The organism is Actinoplanes sp. HUAS TT8 (assembly GCF_051380535.1).
Taxonomy (GTDB): Bacteria; Actinomycetota; Actinomycetes; order Mycobacteriales; family Micromonosporaceae; genus Actinoplanes.
This window is the reverse complement of the sequence record NZ_CP195646.1, coordinates 6,063,178-6,080,836: the sequence shown is the minus strand read 5'-3', so window position 1 is coordinate 6,080,836 and position 17,659 is coordinate 6,063,178. Positions and strand designations below refer to the sequence as shown.

12 protein-coding genes are annotated in these 17,659 nt (G+C 71.6%); 7 read left to right on the top strand and 5 right to left on the bottom strand.

Translation table 11 applies throughout. The features are described from left to right. The first annotated feature begins 114 nt into the window (after positions 1–114). The 6 genes from ACSHV8_RS27260 to ACSHV8_RS27235 all read left to right on the top strand — a co-directional run bounded on the left by ACSHV8_RS27260 (position 115) and on the right by ACSHV8_RS27235 (position 9,410). Positions 115–900 (top strand): FAD binding domain-containing protein, encoded by a 786-nt coding sequence (locus ACSHV8_RS27260; protein ID WP_436520015.1) that lies wholly within the window; start codon positions 115–117, stop codon positions 898–900. After that, a complete protein-coding gene (locus ACSHV8_RS27255) occupies positions 897–3,443 on the top strand; it encodes a molybdopterin-dependent oxidoreductase (protein ID WP_436520013.1) in 2,547 nt (848 codons plus the stop codon). Before ACSHV8_RS27260 ends, ACSHV8_RS27255 begins: the two co-directional genes overlap by 4 nt. 32 nt (positions 3,444–3,475) lie before the next feature. Further along, positions 3,476–4,705, top strand: a complete 1,230-nt coding sequence (locus ACSHV8_RS27250; RefSeq protein ID WP_436520011.1) for an APC family permease — start codon at positions 3,476–3,478, stop codon at positions 4,703–4,705. Positions 4,706–4,723: 18 nt separating this feature from the next. Continuing rightward, positions 4,724–5,671 carry a hydroxymethylbilane synthase gene (gene hemC / locus ACSHV8_RS27245; RefSeq protein WP_436520009.1) on the top strand — a complete coding sequence of 316 codons (948 nt, stop codon included), beginning with the start codon at positions 4,724–4,726 and terminating at the stop codon, positions 5,669–5,671. A gap of 211 nt (positions 5,672–5,882) precedes the next feature. Next, positions 5,883–7,694, top strand: coding sequence for an L-lactate permease (locus ACSHV8_RS27240; protein WP_436536920.1), 1,812 nt, complete (start codon positions 5,883–5,885; stop codon positions 7,692–7,694). A 132-nt stretch (positions 7,695–7,826) separates the two neighbouring features. After that, a complete protein-coding gene (locus ACSHV8_RS27235) occupies positions 7,827–9,410 on the top strand; it encodes an amidohydrolase (protein WP_436520007.1) in 1,584 nt (527 codons plus the stop codon). Positions 9,411–9,454: 44 nt separating this feature from the next. On the opposite strand, the gene ACSHV8_RS27230 is transcribed toward ACSHV8_RS27235, so the two are convergent. Then, positions 9,455–10,306, bottom strand: a complete 852-nt coding sequence (locus ACSHV8_RS27230; RefSeq protein WP_436520005.1) for an AraC family transcriptional regulator — start codon at positions 10,304–10,306, stop codon at positions 9,455–9,457. Here ACSHV8_RS27230 and ACSHV8_RS27225 point away from each other — a divergent pair. Next, positions 10,305–10,718 carry a DUF2000 family protein gene (locus ACSHV8_RS27225; RefSeq protein ID WP_436520003.1) on the top strand — a complete coding sequence of 138 codons (414 nt, stop codon included), beginning with the start codon at positions 10,305–10,307 and terminating at the stop codon, positions 10,716–10,718. The genes ACSHV8_RS27230 and ACSHV8_RS27225 overlap by 2 nt on opposite strands. A 14-nt stretch (positions 10,719–10,732) precedes the next feature. On the opposite strand, the gene ACSHV8_RS27220 is transcribed toward ACSHV8_RS27225, so the two are convergent. The 4 genes from ACSHV8_RS27220 to ACSHV8_RS27205 form a co-directional block, all read right to left on the bottom strand. After that, complete coding sequence (locus ACSHV8_RS27220) at positions 10,733–11,671, bottom strand: ricin-type beta-trefoil lectin domain protein (protein WP_436520001.1); 939 nt, start codon at positions 11,669–11,671, stop codon at positions 10,733–10,735. A gap of 496 nt (positions 11,672–12,167) precedes the next feature. After that, complete coding sequence (locus ACSHV8_RS27215) at positions 12,168–14,648, bottom strand: VIT domain-containing protein (protein ID WP_436519999.1); 2,481 nt, start codon at positions 14,646–14,648, stop codon at positions 12,168–12,170. A gap of 9 nt (positions 14,649–14,657) precedes the next feature. Then, entirely contained in the window at positions 14,658–15,314 is a 657-nt protein-coding gene (locus ACSHV8_RS27210; protein WP_436519997.1) for a MerR family transcriptional regulator, read from the bottom strand. Between the two features lie 194 nt (positions 15,315–15,508). Then, complete coding sequence (locus ACSHV8_RS27205; protein ID WP_436519995.1) at positions 15,509–17,593, bottom strand: peptidase M6 immune inhibitor A; 2,085 nt, start codon at positions 17,591–17,593, stop codon at positions 15,509–15,511. Positions 17,594–17,659 lie beyond the last annotated feature (66 nt).

The window sequence follows — 17,659 nt, the reverse complement described above, 5'->3', positions numbered from 1 at the left end:
CGGATACGCGCCGATCAGGGCCAAAGGTCCCGACCGGGACACGCGGAAGGTCCCGGCTCTTTCCGCACGGGAAGAAGGCCGAGATCCGAAACACACGGCGCGTAGCGTACGAACGTGGATCTGCACACGGTTGCCGAAGTGATCAGCCCGGCCGCGCCCGGCATGTGGCGGCCCGGGGATGCCTGGCTGGGCGGTGGAACGGCGCTCTTCGGAGAGCCCCGCCCGTCGATCTCCCGGCTGCTCGACCTGCCCTCGGCCGGGTGGCCCGCGCTGACCGTGCGTGACGGCGGCGTGGAGATCGCGGCGACGTGCACGGTCGCGACGCTCTTCGCGCGCCTGAAGGAGCACGAGATCGTCGGGCAGTGCTGCCACTCGTTCCTGGCGTCGTTCAAGATCTGGAACGTCGCGACGGTCGGCGGGAATCTGTGCGCGGCGCTGCCGGCCGGGCCGATGATCTCGCTGGGGGCCGGGCTCGGCGGGGTGTGCACGCTGCTCTCCGGGGCGGGCGAGCGGCAGGTGCCGGTGGCCGACTTCGTGACCGGGGACGGGCAGACGGTTCTGCGCAAGGGTGAGCTGCTGCGGTCGATCTTCCTGCCGGCCGGCGCGCTCACGGCGCGGACGGCCTTCCGGCGCGGATCCCTGCATCGGTACGGGCGTTCCGCCGTACTGCTGATCGGTCTTCTGGAAAGCGACGGCGGCCTGCGGCTGACCGTGACCGCGGCCACCCGCCGACCCTGGGTTTTCCGTTTCGACGGGGTGCCGTCGGCGTCGGAGCTGAAGGAGACCCTGGCGGCCATCCCGTTCGACGCCTATACCGATGACGTCCACGGGCAGCCGGCCTGGCGACAGCATGTGACCGGGCATTACGCCGAGGAGATCAGGACGGAGCTGAGCGCATGAGCGTGGAGATCAACGGAACGGCCCATGAGCGCGCTCCCCGGCCCGGTCAGTGCCTGCGGACCTACCTGCGCGAAGAGGGTTGCTTCGGCGTCAAGAAAGGGTGCGACGCGGGTGACTGCGGGGCGTGCACGGTGCACGTCGACGGCGAACCGGTGCACTCCTGCGTCTATCCGGCGTTCCGCGCCGAGGGGCGGTCGGTGACCACGATCGAGGGCCTCGGAACCCCGGACGCGCCGCACCCGGTGCAGAAGGCGTTCCTGGAGGCCCAGGGATTCCAATGCGGATTCTGTACGGCCGGTCTGATCATGACGACCGCCGCGCTCACCGACGAGCAGCGCTCCGACCTGCCCCGATCGTTGAAGGGCAACCTGTGCCGGTGCACCGGATACCGCGCGGTCGGTGACGCCGTCGCCGGCAAGTGCAACGTGCGCACATCGGGTCCCGCGGTCGGTTCGGCGCTCGGCGCCCCGGCCGGTCCGCAGGTCGTGACCGGGACCGCGCGGTACACGTTCGACCTCGACGTGCCCGGCCTGCTGCACCTCAAGGTGCTGCGCTCGCCGCACGCCCACGCGCGGATCGTCTCGGTCGACACCGCCGAGGCGTCCAAGGTGCCCGGCGTCGAGCTGATCCTGACCCACAAGGACTCGCCGGACCGGCTCTTCTCGACCGCCCAGCACGAGAACGTGGCCGAGGACCCGGCCGACACCCGGGTGCTCGACGACGTCGTCCGGTTCATCGGCCAGCGTGTCGCCGCGGTCATCGCCTCCACCGAGGCGGCCGCCGAAGAAGCCTGCCGCCTGCTGCACGTCGAGTACGAGCCGCTGCCCGCGGTGATCGACCCGGTCGCCGCCCTCGCCCCGGACGCGCCCCTGGTGCACGGCGACAAGCTGGACGGCAACGTGGTCGGCGAACTGCACGCGTCGCTCGGCGACCTGGAGGCCGGCCTGGCCGAGGCCGACGAGGTGTACGAAGCGACGTTCCGGACCGCCCGCGTGCAGCACGCCGCGCTGGAGACGCACGGGTCGGTGGGCTGGCTCGACGACGACGGGCGCCTGGTCATCCGGTCCAGCACGCAGACGCCGTTCCTGACCCGCCGGGCCGTCGCGTCCCTCTACGACCTGCCCCTGGACCGGGTGCGCGTGCTGGCCGGCCGCGTCGGTGGCGGGTTCGGCGGCAAGCAGGAGATGCTCACCGAGGACCTCGTCGCGCTCGCCGTGCTGCGCACCGGACGGCCGGTGAAGTGGGAGTTCACCCGGTCCGAGCAGTTCTACGGCGCCACCACCCGGCATCCGTTCGTCGTCACGGTCAAGGTCGGCGCCCGGCGCGACGGCACGCTCACCGCGCTTCAGCTGCAGGTTCTCAACAACACCGGGGCGTACGGGAACCACGGGCCCTCGGTGATGTTCCACGGCTGCCACGAGTCGGTGGCCGTGTACAAATGCGCCAACATGCGCACCGACGCGCACACGGTCTACACCAACACCGTGCCGGCCGGGGCGTTCCGGGGCTACGGGCTCGGGCAGGTCACCTTCGCCGTCGAGTCCGCGCTGGACGAACTGGCCCGCCTGATCGGGATGGACCCGGTGACGTTCCGGGAGCTCAACGTCGTGCGCGACGGCGACGACCTGACCGCCCCCGGTGATCATGTCGAAGATCTGGGCATTGCCTCGTACGGCCTGGACCAGTGCCTGGAGCGGATGCGGGCCTGCCGCGACACCACCGACGAGGCGCCCGCGGGGTGGCTGGTCGGTGAGGGGATGGCGATCGCGATGATCGCGGCCGGGCCGCCCGGCGGGCACTTCGCCGACGCGACGATCCGGGCCCTGGACGACGGGTTCTACGAGCTCTCGGTGGGGACGGCCGAGTTCGGCAACGGCAGCACGACCGTGCACGCGCAGATCGCGGCGGACGAGCTCGGAACCACCCCGGGGAAGATCATTATCCGCCAGTCGGACACCGACGTCGTGCGGCACGACACCGGGGCATTCGCCTCCACCGGCGTCGTCGTGGCCGGTCAGGCCGTTCTGCGGGCGGCCCGGGCGCTCCTCGCCTCCGGCGGCAAGATCGGACAAGGACACTTCGACGGTACGCCGCGGTCCGTCGCCTTCAACGCCCAGTGGTTCCGCGTCGCGGTCGACCCGGCCACCGGTGAGCTGCGGATCCTGCGCAGCGTGCACAGCGCCGACGCGGGCACCGTGATGAACCCGCTGCAACTGCGCGGGCAGATCGAGGGCGGGGTGGCGCAGGCGCTCGGCGCGACCCTGTCCGAGCACGTCGACCTGGACGCGACCGGGAAGGTGACCACGACCACGTTCCGGCAATACCACCTTCCGACGTACGCGGACACGCCGTTCACCGAGGTCCACTTCGCCGACACCACCGACGCGATCGGGCCGCTGGGCGCGAAGTCGATGAGCGAGAGCCCGTACAACCCGGTCTCTCCGGCCCTGGCCAACGCCCTGCGCGACGCCATCGGGGTGCGGCTCACCGAGATCCCGTTCACGGCCGACCGGATCTGGGCGGCGCTACGCGAAGTTCATTAGGAACTGTCACACCCGCTGGCTAGGTTCCCGGTGTGGAGACGACGCTGCGGCGACGACTGGGAACGACCGACGCGGTGACCGTCGGGCTCGGGGCGATGCTCGGGGCCGGGGTGTTCGCCGCGTTCGGGCCGGCCGCGCAGGCCGCGGGCCGGTGGCTGCCGGTCGCGCTGGGGCTCGCCGCCCTGGTGGCGTACTGCAATGCCACCTCCTCGGCCCGCCTGGCCGCCCGGCACCCGGAGAGCGGCGGCACGTATGTGTACGGGCGGGAGAGGCTCGGCCCGTTCTGGGGTTACCTGGCCGGCTGGACGTTCGTGGTCGGCAAGACCGCGTCCTGCGCGGCGATGGCGATGACCTTCGCGGCGTACGCCGCCCCCGGTCAGGAGCGGGTGGCCGGGATCGGGGCGGTGCTCGCGCTGACCGGGCTGAACTGGCGCGGCGTGCAGCGGTCGGCCGGGCTGACCCGGGTGATCGTGGCCGTCGTCCTGGCCGTGCTGCTCGCCGTGGTCGTGGCCGTCCTCGTGCACGGCGGGCAACCCGTCGCCGGGCCGGTGGCCGCCGACGCGACCGCGCGGGGCGTGCTGCAGGGGGCCGGGCTGCTGTTCTTCGCTTTCGCGGGGTATGCGCGGATCGCCACCCTGGGGGAGGAGGTGCGCGACCCGGCGCGGACGATTCCGCGCGCGGTCGTGATTGCGCTCGGTGCGGTGCTGGTCACGTACACCATCGTGTGTTTTGCCTTGCTGAAGTCCCTCGGAGCCGGCGGTCTGGCCGTCTCGCCGGCGCCGATCGCCGCCGCGGCGGACGCGGCCGGCGCGGGCTGGCTCGTCCCGGTCGTGCGCGTCGCCGCCGCCCTGGCCGCCCTCGGCGCGCTGCTCGCCCTGATCCTCGGCGTCTCGCGGACCGTGCTGGCCATGGCCCGCGACGGTTTCCTGCCCCGGCGGCTCTCGGCGATCCACCCCGAGCACCGCGTTCCGCACATCGCCGAGCTGACCGTCGGCCTGATCGTGATCGGCCTGGTCGCGGCCGTCGACCTGCGTGGCGCCATCGGGTTCTCGTCGTTCGGCGTGCTGCTGTACTACGCCATCGCCAACGCCGCCGCCCTGACGTTCTCCCGGGTCGTCCCGATCGCCGGGCTGATCGGCTGCCTGGTCCTGGCCGCCTCCCTGCCGGGGCCGTCGGTGCTGTCCGGCGCGATCGTGGTCCTGCTCGGGGCGGCGATCTACCCGGTGATCAACAGGACGGGCAGGCGAAGAGCCCGGGCGTGACGGGCGTACCCTGCCCGTATGCCCGAATCGCGTGCGGTGCGCATCGGCACCCGCAACTCCCCGATGGCGCTCGCCCAGGTCGACCGAGTCCAGGCCATGCTGGCCGAACGGCACCCGGAGATCCGGGTCGAGGTGCGGTCGATGACGACGAGCGGCGACCGCTGGCAGGGCGACCTGTCCCAGCTCGGCGGCAAGGGCGCCTTCACCAAAGAGGTCGACGCGGCCCTGCTCGCCGGCGAGGTCGACCTGGTCGTGCACTGCGTGAAGGACGTGCCCGGCGACCGGCCCGCCCCGGCCGGCACGGTGATGGCCGCCTACCTGGGCCGCGACGACGTCCGGGACGCGTGGATCCACCCGGCCGGCATCCCGATCGACCAGGCGCCGGCCGGGACCGTCGTCGGCACGTCGGCCGTCCGCCGCATCGCCCAGATCGGCCTGCACTGGCCGCACCTGGCGATCCGGCCCATCCGCGGCAACGCCAACCGGCGGCTCGCGAAACTCGACGATGGCGGTTACGACGCGCTGCTCCTGGCCGTCTCCGGCTTGGAACGGATCGGCGAGACCGCCCGGATGACCCACCCGCTCGACGTCGACACCATGGTGCCCGCGGTCGGCGCCGGAACCCTCGTCCTGCAGTGCCGGGAGGACGACAGCGCGGTGCGGGACCTGGCCGCGAGCCTCGGCGACCCGCGGGCCTGGGCCGAGACGACCGCCGAACGCACCATGCTGCACATCCTGCAGGGCTCCTGCCACTCGCCGATCGCGGCGCTGGCCCGGACCGAACCGGACGGGCGCATCGGGCTGCGGGCGCGCGTGATCTCGCCGGACGGCAAGACGGTGGCCGATGCGCACGAGTGGGAGCGGGACCCGGTTCTGCTCGGCACCGCGGTGGCGGTCTCGCTGATGCGCCAGGGCGCCCGGGAAATTTTGGCCGACGCCGAACGGGCCGCTTCGGTCGGGGCGTAACCGGCTTCGCCGCGCGGCGCCCCCGCGCGCCGTGCCCTCCGCGCCACTTCGCGCCTTCCGTGCCACTTCGCGCCTTCCGCGCCTTCCGCGCCTTCCGGGCCTTCCGCGCCACTTCGCGCCCGCGTGGGTCCGACGCCGCGCCGGCTGTTTCTTTACGGGGAGTTTGCGATTAGATTGCGGGGAAGCTGATCGACGATCCTGGATGGCTGTCATGGCGGATCAGGTTCTTGCGGAGCAGTTTCACATCGTGACCGACCCCGTCGCGGATTCCGTGGCGGTCTCGGCGATCTTCGCCGTTCTCTCCCTGCTCACCCTGTTCCTGCTGCTCGGGGTGTTCCGCGTCCGGGCCTGGCTGGCCGGCGTGATCTCCCTGCTGGTGGCCCTGATCGTGGCGATCACCGTGTACTCGATGCCGGTCGGGCAGGCGCTGCTGTCCGCCTCCGAGGGCGCGGCGTTCGGCTTCTTCCCGATCCTGTGGATCGTCATCAACGCCATCTGGGTCTACAACCTGACCGTGGTCAGCGGCCATTTCGACGTTCTGCGCCGGTCGATGGAACGGGTCAGCCCGGACATGCGGATCCAGGCGATCATCGTGGCGTTCTGCTTCGGGGCACTCCTCGAAGCCCTGGCCGGATTCGGTACGCCGGTCGCCGTCACCGTCGTCATGCTGATGGCGCTCGGGTTCCCGCCGATCCGGGCCGCCTCGGTGGCGTTGATCGCGAACACGGCGCCGGTGGCGTTCGGGGCCCTGGCCACGCCGATCACGACACTGGGGACGGTGGCGGCCGGGGCCGGCAGCGACCCGCGGCTCAACGCGGACACGCTCGGTGCCATGGTCGGGCGGCAGACGCCGATCCTGGCCGTGGTCGTGCCACTCGTGCTGGTAGCGGTGGTGGACGGGCGTCGCGGGGTGCGGCAGACGTGGCCGGCGGCGGTGGTGGCCGGATTCGTGTTCGGGGTGGCACAGTTCCTGGCCTCCAACTACATCTCGGTGCCGTTGACCGACATCATCGCCTCGCTGGCGGCGGCCGCGGCCGTGGTTCTGCTGCTGCGGGTCTGGCAGCCGGTGGAGAGTCCGGATCTCGCGTCGAGCGGCTCGTCTTCCGCCGGTGAGGCCGATCGGCCTTTGGCTGCTCCGGCTTCTTCGGCTGCCTCGCCCTCGCCGGCTGCTCCGGCCTCGCCGGCCATTCCGTCCTCGCCCGATGCTTCGCCTGTTTCGGACGATTTGTCCACCCCGGGCGGGAGTGTTCGGGCGGCCGTGCGGCGGGACGCGCCGGCTGAGGTTGCTCGGGCCTACGCTCCGTACCTGATAATTATTGTCATCTTTGCGATCGCGAACCTCGGCCCGATCAAGGACGCGCTCGCGCACGAACCGTGGACGGTCGTCTTCAAGTGGCCGGGCCTCGACGTGCTCGGGGCCAACGGCAAGCCGCTGTCCTCGACGAACTTCACGTTCGGGTGGCTGCCGGCGGCCGGCACGCTGATGGTCATCGCGGGCGTGCTCACCGCGTTCGTGCTGCGGGTGCGGCCCGGCGCGGCGGTGCGGGCCTACGGGCGGACCTACGCCGAGCTGCGGCAACCCATCGTGACCGTGATGGCCGTGCTCGCGCTGGCCTACGTGCTCAACCAGTCCGGGCAGACCAACACGCTCGGCGCGTTCCTGGCCACCGCCGGCAGTGTGTTCGTCTTCCTGTCCTCGATCCTCGGCTGGATCGGCGTCGCCGTGACCGGCTCCGACACCTCGGCCAACGCGCTGTTCGGGGCGCTGCAGGTGCAGACCGCGGCCAAGGCCGGCCTGGACCCGGTGCTGCTGGCAGCCGCGAACTCGTCCGGCGGCGTGCTCGGCAAGATGATCAGCCCGCAGAACCTGGCGATCGCGGCCGGGGCGGTCGGCATGGCCGGCCGGGAGGGCGACATCTTCCGCAAGGTGGTGCTCTGGAGCGCGATCCTGCTGCTCCTCATGTGCGTGCTGGTGACCTTGCAGGCAACCCCGATCCTGTCGTGGATGATCCCCACCAGCTAGTTTCCCGCCGCCGCGGGCATTATTCGCGTTCCGTGCCAGGTCGGCACTCGCAGGACTGAACCCGACTGTGCCGCTGACGGTAGCCATGGGAGAAGTAATTACATGGCCACTGTCAGTAAGGGGTGTTCGTCCATGACCGCCGCTGCCGACCTGATCCTGATGGCGGACCGGATCCACACCATGGCCCCCGGTCCGCGGCCGACCGCGCTGGCCGTCGCCGGTGGGCGGATCACCGCGATCGGCGACCGGGCCGACGCCCGGACGTGGCGCGGGCCCGGGACCGAAGTGCTCGACCTGGGTGCGGCCACGATCACGCCCGGACTCGTGGACGGTCACGCCCATCCCGTGATGGGGATCGGGATGACCCGTGGGGTGGATCTGTCCACCGTTCGTACGCGCAAGGAATTGATCTCGGTCCTGAAAGCGGCCCGGGGGACCGGATGGCTCGAAGGGTGGGGGCTCGACCCGAACGCGTTCGAAGGGGCGCCGGTCACGTTCGCGCCGCTGGTCGAGGCCGTCGGAGCGGGCGTGCCGGTCTTCCTGCGCCTGTTCGACGCGCACTCCGCGCTGGTCAGTCCCCGTGCGCTGGAACTGGCCGGGATCACCGGACCGCGGGAGTTCGGCTCCGGCGCGAGCGTGGTCTGCGACCGCGACGGGCAGCCGACCGGGCATCTGCTCGAACTCGAAGCGGTCGAACTGGTGCGCGGGATCCTGCCCGGCGACGCGTTCGCCGACCGGGTCGAACGGCTGCGGGACCTGCTGGCGCGCATGGCGGCGAGCGGGCTGACCGGCGCCAACGCGATGGACTTCGAGGAGGACTCCCTCCAGCTGTTCCGCGCCCTGGAAGCCGACGGGGAACTGCCGGTGCGGTGGCGCTGCGCGCCGTTCGTGATGCCGGGCGGCTCGCTCGACCACGTCGCGGAGAAACAGGGACTGCGCGGACGGCGGTGGCGGGTCGAAGGCGCCAAATTCATGATCGACGGAACCGTGGACGGCGGGACGGCCTGGCTGGACGAACCCGACACCCACGGCGAGTCGACGGCCTGCTTCTGGCCCGACCCGGCGGAATACGCCAAGGCGGCCGGCTACCTGGCCGAGCGTGGCGTGCCGATCGTGACGCACGCGATCGGGGACGCGGGAATCCGGTACGTGCTGGACACCTTCGCCCGGCTGCCCCGGATGCGGGTGCCGCACCGCATCGAACACCTGGAGACGATGCCGTGCGACCTGATCGGACGGTTCGCCGAACTGAACGTGACCGCGAGCATGCAGCCGACCCACTGCACCCACTACACGCGGGCCGACCACAGCGACAACTGGTCCCGCCGGCTGGGGAAGATCCGGGCGGATCGGGCCTTCCGGGCCCGTGACCTGCGGGAACGAGGTGCACGGCTGGCCCTCGGATCGGACTGGCCGATCGCGCCGTTCGACCCGCGCGGAATCCTGGCCGCCGCCCGGCTGCGGCGCCCGGCCGGGGCGCCGGGGACCTCGCCGATCCTGCCCGGACAGGCTCTGACCGCGCGGATGGCGCTGGAGGGATACACGACGCAGGCCGCGGCGGCCGCGGGCCTCGCCGACTCCGGGCGGATCGCCGTGGGGTTCCGGGCCGACCTCTCCGTGTTCGGGCTGGATCCGTTGGCGGCAGATCCGGACGAGTTCGCGGAGTCGCCGGTGCCCCTGACCGTGGTCGCCGGGACGGTGGCCCACCGGGCCTGAGCCGTGCCGAGCCGGCTCCAGGTTTCTTGCAACTTTGGGTTTCTCTACTCTTCCGCGACGAATCGAGGGTTTTGGAAGTATTTGGGGGTCGTGCCGAGAATGCGTTTGAAGTGGCGGATCAGATGAGGCTGGTCGTAGAAGCCGCTTTGCACGGCGACCGACGGCAGTGAATGGCCGGAAACGATCAGGCGGCGGGCGAGGTCGACGCGGCGGGAGATGACGTACTGGTGCGGGGTCATGCCGTATTCGCGACGGAAACTGCGGACCAGATGGGCCGGGGCGAAATGAAGTTCGGCCGACGCCGCAGCCAGGGAAATGCCCGCAACCAGATGGGATTCGAGCAGGTCGCGGAGGGTCCGGGCGGCGGACGAGTCCGGCGGTGGGACCGGATGCGCGGCCAGGCGGACCCGGAGGCGCTCCAAGGAGACCGCCAGCAGGTCGTCCGCGGCGGGCTCGTCGCCGGGGGAGCGGAGCAGCCGGTGCACCGTGGAGATCATGCGGTGCAGGCCGGGATCGATCAGCGCGGGAGCGTCCACCGAGGCGCCGATCAGACGGTCCGGGAGCTGGGCCGGCTCCAGGTAGAGGACGCGTTTGCGGAAACCGTGCCGGTTCGCGGCGGTCCCGTTGTGCGGCACCTTGGGCGGCAACAGCGTCACCAACTCGCCGAACGCGCCGCGCTCATGACGATCCAGGTCGTAGCGGACCGCGCCGTCGTCGACAAGCAGCAATGTCCACGCGTCATGCGCGTGCATCGGGTAGGCGTGCGCCCCGAACCGGGCGTGCAACACCTCGACGACACCGTCCAGCGGGGGTCGCCACGCGTGGATCGACGGACCCGGCGGCACGTCAAAATCGTACAAGACCCGCAGGTCATAGGCGGTCGACGATGGTGCCATGACCGCATTCACCACCAAGATCGCCGTCCTGCTCCGGGACGACCTGCTCGTCTGGCAGCGCCTGAACGTCACCGCCTTCCTGGTCTCCGGGCTGGCGAGCGCCGAACCGGAGGCGCTCGGCGAGACCTACGTCGACGGCGGCGACGTCGAGTACCTGCCGATGTTCCGTCAGCCCGTCCTGGTGTTCGAGGGCGGCAAAGAACTGCTGACCGCGGCGCACGGGCGGGCGCTGAGCCGCGGCGTACACATGTCGATCTTCACCTCGGACCTCTTCTCGACCGGCCACGACGCGGCGAACCGGGCCGCCGTCCGGGCCGTGCCCACCGCCGAACTGGACCTGGTCGGCCTCGCCGTGCACGGACCGAAGAACGCCATCGACAAGATCCTCAAGGGCGCAACGATGCACGGCTGACGCCGGCGCTGCTGCTACTTCATCGACCAGTTCTGGTTGGAGCGGCCGGTGCACTTGACGACCATGACCCGGGTGCCGGGGCGGGCGCCGTCGGACGGGTCGGTCAGGCACTGGTTGTTGGCCGCGTTGACCAGGGACTGGCCGTCGCCGACCCGCCACTGGGCCGTGGTCCGGTGGTCGCAGCCGGTCAGGTGGACGGTGTTGTCGCCGACCAGCAGCGCGCACTTGCCCATCACCCGCAGCGTGCCGTCGTCGGCGAGCGTCCACACCTGCGCGACGGTCCGGTTGCAGTCGAAGACCTGGATCACGTTGTCGTCGAACGGAATCGCGTTCGGCAGGTCCAGGCACAGACCGTTGCCGCTGACCAGCGCGCCGGTGCCGACCTTGGGCGGGGACGGGGCCAGGGCCGGCGCGTTCGCCGGCTCGGACGCGACCGCGCTCGGCGCGACCGACGCGGGCGTGACCGTCTTGAAGGAAGCGGTGTTCTTCGGCGTGGTCGTGGCCTCGGTCCGGCCCGAGGTGCCACCGGCGTTGCCCGAGCCGCTGTTGTCGTCGCCGCCGCTCGTCGTGTCCGGGGCGCCGGGCGCGGCCGACGGTGATGCGCTCACCGGCCCGGTCACGACCGGGAAGGACGGCCCGGGCAGATCCGCGGAGAGCGACGGCGCGAAGTCGGGCCGCAGCGCGGAGTAGCCCGCGGCGGCCAGCACGATGACCACGACCGCCCCGAGCCCGGCCACCAGCAGCATTCGCCGTTTCCGCCGCCGCGGCGCCGACTCTGCCTCGGCCGCGCCGGAGAACACCGGCAGCACCTGAGTAGCGGAATCCGACGCGGCCCCGGACGGCCAGGTCGCCTCGGAGGTGGTGTGGCTGTGCCCCTCGGGAGCGTCGTCCTGCGCGAGGAACGGACGCACCAGCAACGGGTCTCGGTCGTTACCGAAATCCTCGTCGTCCACGGACAGTGACACCCCCTGGTCGGCAGTCGATGCACCAACTTACCGGCCCTTGTCTTTCCGCGCGGGGTCCGTTCGGCCGACCCGGCCCCCGGCCGGACTGCCCCCTACCCCGTCCGGGCGGCGCAGCCCCGGCCCCGACCAGGCACTCCGCACCCGCAACCCCGCTCGCCGCCCTGTCGGTTATCCCTCTCACTTTCTTGTGGCATTCCGCCCGCCGCCCGCCCATCCCAACTCCGAACCCGGGCCCGAAAGCCAGCCCAGCCCCAGCCCAGCCCCAGCCCAGCCCCGGCCCAGCCCCGGCCCAGCCCCGGCCCGGCCCCGCTCGGGCCAGGCCGGCCCGGCCCGGCGAGGAAGCCAGCCCGGCCCGGCCCAGCGAGGTGAGAAAGCCGGCTCGGCCCAGAAGCCCGGCGCGGTCAGGCCCGGAAACCCGGCCTGGCCCGGCCAGAGCGTCACGCTGATCCGGACCGCCCGTGGCGACGAGCGGCCCGGCCTGAGGTCAGCGCTTCCAGAAAGCCCGCGAAGCCGGCTTGGGCGGCGTCGTCGTCGTCGCCGCGCCGAAGTCGGTCAGGACCTGGAGAGCGGCGGCCCACTTCTCGTCGAGCGCAGCCTCCCCCGCCAAGAGCGTGACCAGGTCGTGCAGCGCCGCGAACTCGTCGCCGGTCAACGGTGTCAGCAGAACGGTGAGCCGGCTGGCCAGATCCTCCAGCAGGTCACGGCGCTCGTAGTCGGGCCGGTCGGCGGCGTCACGCAACCGTCCGGCCTCGACCGTGGCCAGCGCCCGCACGTCGTCGAGCGCAACCCCGCCGTCGCCTCCCAACGTCCGAGCGGATCGGCCGAAGCCCCGGGCGCCAACGCCGCCCCCGGCCACGAACTGCGGTCCGGCCGTGCGCGGAAGGGCGGGCGGCGGCGCGCTGCCGTCCATGTCGGCCTGGGCGCTGAAGGTGGCACTTCGCTTCCGCATCTCGGCACCCCCGGCCGGGGCGAAGCTCGGCGCGGGCGGCGGGCTGCCCGGTGCCGGCGGGACCGGCGGGAACATCGCCGGCCGGGCCGCCGCGGGGGCCCCCGGGAACGGGGACGCCGCCGAGGCCAGCACGATCCCGGCCGCCATCGGCACAGCCGGCGGTTCCCAGCCGGACGGCATCTCGACCGGCTGGGTGACCTTCTTGACCTGGCCGCCCTCGTTCACCACGCGCTCGTCGACCGCCACGTAGGCCGTGAACCGGCACAGCACGCCGAACCGCAGTGACGTGTCGACGATCTGCGGTTCGAGTCCGACGTCGCCGGCCGCGTACGCATCCTCGAGGTCCCGCAGTCGCGCCCGCGCCCACTGCTTGACGATCGCCGTCTCGGCCAGTTCCCGTACCTCGACCGAGGTGCGGAACTCCTCGCCCTCGCGGGTTCGGCCGGTGACCGTGAGGCTGCCGGTGGCCGCGCCCGAATACCGCCCGGTGATCACCAGCGGCACGCCCGGGTAGAGCCCCGGCAGCCGTCGCGGGCTGCGCGTCCCGTCCAGCGGCGCGAATCCCTCCCCGGTGATGGTCAGGCCGGTGACGAGCGGGGCGCCGATCCGGCGGTGGATGTGCTCCATCGCCTCGTCCAGCCGGTCCTCGCTCTCCACCAGTTCGGCCCGCCCGGCGCCGAGCGCGGCCAGCCGCCCCAGGAAGCCGGCGTTGACCGCGCGGTCGATGCCGATGGTGTGCAGCCGGGTGGCGCCGATGAGCGGGGTGACCTCGTGGACGATCTGGTCCTCGTTGCCCACCTGCCCGTCGGTGACCAGCACCAGCACGCGGTCACGTCCGGTGCTGTCGGCGAGCAGGCCGAGCCCGGCGGTCAGCGGCGACAGCAGTTCCGTCCCGCCGCGGGCGTCGGCGCGGGCCAGGTGCTCGACTGCGCGATACCGGTTGCGGTCGGTGGCCTCGCTCAGCCCGGACTCCAGCCCGTCGGGCCGCTCGATCTGGTGATCGAAGGTCAGCACGGCGAACCGGTCGGCCGTGGTCAGCGTGTCGATGACCCGGGCGGCGGCGCGCCGGGCGGCCACCATCTTCCAGCCGCCCATGCTGCCGGAACGGTCGAGCAGCAGGACTACATCCTTCGGGCGCGGCGGCGCGGCCGTCTCCGGCGGAAGGACCACCAACTGGTACGTCCCCTCGCCGCCCTCGTCGTCGGGCACCGCCACCGCGGTCTGTCCGCCCGGCGCGTAGGCCAGCCGGAGCACGAAGTCCCGATCGGCCCGCTCGCCCGGCTGGATGCGCAGTGTCCCGTCCTGGTCGGAGACGGTGTGCAGGCTGGACCGGACCTCGCCGAGCTCCAGCCCGGCCGGGTCGATCGTCACGCCGACGGAGAGCCGCAGCGGGTTGGGGAAGCCGGGCAGCAGCACCGGCGGGGAGATCCGGGACGCGTCCGGCACGGCGTCCGTGTCGGGGGCCTGTCCGTCACCGGCCGACGGGCCGGGCAGCAGCGCACCCGGGATGTACCGCGGGGCGACCACCAGCGGGAACCGGAAGGTGGCGGCGCCGTCCTCATAGGGCAGCGGGCCGACCAGCGACAGCCGCACCACGACCCGCTCGCCGGGCAGGATGTTGCCGGCCCGCATGGTGAAGACGTCGGGCCGTTCCTCCTCGGCGATCGACGCCCGCTGCCCGGCGGCGATGGCAGTGTCGTACTGCTCCCGGGCCGCTCCACGCTCCTGCAGCTCGGCCGTGACCGTGCGGTCGTCGGCGGTCATGGTCAGGCCGGTGACCGCGGCCCGGTCGGGCAGGGGGAAGACATAGGTCGCCTCCAGCGCGGTGTCGTGCGTGTTGACGAACTCGGCGGTCACCTCGGTGCGGGCGACCAGCCCGTTGATCGCGGCCGACACGTCCAGCCGGTCGAGCGGCAGGTTGCCCGAACCGGTGCGCATCGAGCCGAACCCGGCCTCCGGCAGACGCGGCAGTCGCTCCAGCTCACCCGGGCCCATCGGATTGACGTAGATGATCACTGATCTCTCCTATCGGTGCAGCCCACGGGATGCGAGCAGGTCGAGCAGGGGGCGGGCCGCGGCGGCGAGCTCGGCCCGGTCGGTGACGTCGAGGTGCAGTGAGCCGGGGACCAGCAGGACCACGCCGGCGCCGAGCGGAACCCCGGTGAGCAGCCCGTCCGCGGGTAGGACGCCGGGATCGGCCGGGGGCGCAGGCACGTCCGGCGTGCGGTGGAACGTGGGTGGTGCCAGGCTCGCCGAGAGGTCGGGCGCGGGGTCGGGAAAGACCCAGTCGGTGGGCGGGGCCGGGGGAGCCTTCCAGAACGGCGGTCGTGCCGCCGGAGCCGGGGGAGCGGACTCCGGATCCACCCGGAGCAGGTCGGACGGCACGCGCGCGAGGTCGGTCAGCGCCTCCTCCGACGCGCCGCCGAGCTCGGCCTGGATCTCCGCGAGGGTCCGCCCGGCCGCCTGCAGCCGCTTGATCGCCACGAGCTGCAGGAGATGCCGGGGGCCGTAGAGAGCGTTGCGGCCACGCGTGCCGAGCGGACGGTCGACCAGGCCGATCGTCGAATACCACCGGATGGACCGCCGGTCCGGCAGGTCGCGGACCCGGCCGTTGGGCGCGCCGGAGTACTCCGCCGTGAGCGCGGCGCGCACCCGGTCGATCAGCTCCTCCATCGTCCACATGCCCACGATTCTGACACTGTCACGATGACAGTGTCAATGTCGGTGGTGGGCCGAAATCGAGCCGCGACGGCGGGCTCGCGCGAGCTCAAGCGGCACGCGGGGCGCCAGGAAACGGAACTGCCCGCCACGCGAGATGCGCGGCGGGCAGTTTTTTTGGATGTGGGACGGTGCTCAATCCGTACGCAAACAAGCCTTTAATGATTTTGTTTCTTCTGCGCCGCAGGCGCGATCCGGGCCGAATCCTGGCCACCGCCCGGCTGCACCACCCCGTTCACCGTCAGTGTGTACGGCGCGTATTGCTCGATCGTCCCGGTCGGGTCGTCCTGGGCCACGATCGCGACCACCTTGGGATACCCATTCAGGGCCCTGGCCTGCTCGATCGGCACCACGGCGGCCCGCAGCCGACCCAGCCCCACGAGCGAGACGTGCCATCCGCGAACGGCCACCGGATGCCATTCGGTCGGCGATTTCCAGCCGTCCAGAGTGTCCGCCGGAATCTTGTTCGCGCCGATCGAGACGTTCTCCACGTGCCATCCGCCGAGATTGACCGCCGCGTCGGTGACATAGCGGAACCCGAGCAGAACCTTCTTGCCCGCGTACGCCTTCAGGTCGTAATTCTGTTTGACGTCCGCGACCTGCCCGGTCAGTCCGGGCCCGGCCGGACCCTTGACCGTGTTGTCCCCGGCCACGACGTCGTAGGTGCGCCCGCCGTCGTCCGAAATCGTCACGTACCCGAAATCGAAGTCCTTCTCCATGCCGTAGCTCGTCGTGAACCGCAGCACGGGATCGTCCGCCGGCACCTCGACCTGCCGCGCCGCCGTCTCGTCGGTGTCCGACGCGTTGCCCGAGAAGAGCATTCCGGAGTCCAGCTTCCAGGCCAGAGCCTTGGGTGTCAGCGTCCGGGAGCCGTTGAACGTGACCGATTTCAGTACGCCCCGCGGCAACCGGACGAAGTCGGCCCCGTTGGGTGCCGCGCCCGCCCGGTCGTACGCCGCCGGGTTCGAAAGGTTGATCGTGGAGCGCAGCCCGTCGGCGACGACCCGGTCACGCGGCACGCCGAGGATTCGGCCGCCGGGCTCGCCGACCTCCTTGTCGACCAGCGTCATCACCTGGAAGTCGTGCAGCACGTCGGTGACCTTGGTCCCGGCCGGGAGGGCGGTCTGCAGTGCGTCGAGCGACTGATGTTTCCCGTCCCGGTGCAGCTCCGAGATGATCTTCGGGCCGAAGCGGTCACGCAGGTAGATCATCAGCTGATAGGTGATGCCGTAATCGGCCAGCACCTCGTTCGGATCGCCCTCGTCCCACATGTTCAGCGAGTTCTGCGGGCCGCCGCACTGGCGCGGGTTGGCGTTCCAGGTCGTCTTGACGTTGCCGAAGCCCTGGTAGCAGGCGATGTGGCTGTCGAAGCCCATGTGGTGCACGCCGAGCCGGGCATCGACGTAGCCGACCAGGGACTGTGCGTAATCGGACATGCCCTCGTTGAGCCAGTCCGACTCGTTCGGATCGGTGTAGTACTCGAGCAGGTGCTGCCACTCGTGGGCGAACGTGCCCTCGTACATCCGCGGGCGGGCCGGACGACTGGTGCACAGGTCGTCGGTCGCCGCGTTCTTCGGATTGGCGCCGGTCCGGTGCAGCCAGTCATAGGCATCGATGGTCATCACGTTGCGGTCGAACAGCTCGTTGAGCTGCGCGGAGAAGAACCCCGCGATGTAGGTCGGCCGCTCCGGGAAGTGGTAGTAATTGTCGTCGCGGACGTTGTCGACGAGCGTGACGGTCTTGTCGCCGTCGCCGCTGAAGTCGCCGTCCATCCCCGGGCTGGCCCCCGAGCGGTCCGGCGGGGTGCTGAACGCCGCCGTCTCCTTGGGATAGATGTTGTCGTCGAACTGGCTGACCAGGTCGGCCACCTGCGCGTCGGTCACCTCGGTGGCGTTCTTCCGGCAGTCGTCGGCCGGGAAGGCGATGTCCTTCGCGACCCACACCTCGATGTGCCGGCCGACCGCCCGCAGCGTGTAATCCTTGCGGTAGAGGTCGTCGTCGGTGTCGTCCAGGCCGACCCAGCTGCGCGTGGTGCCGACCGGCGGCGTCGCCGCCGGCGCGCGGCGGGCGGTCGGTTGCGGCCGATAACGCGCCGGCGGCAGCGCTTTTCCATCAAGATCCAGGTGGGTACGGGTGAGCTCCCGGCTGTCGTCCACCGGCAGAACCCCGGCGTGTCCCTCGGCGCCGGGCGCGGGCGGCCGCTGCTGCCGCGCCTGGGCCGGGCTGGTGACGAGTGGGATCATTACCACGAGTGCAGCGAAGCTGGCAAGACCGGTGCGATTCACGAAGCGGACGTTACCTGCCTAAAG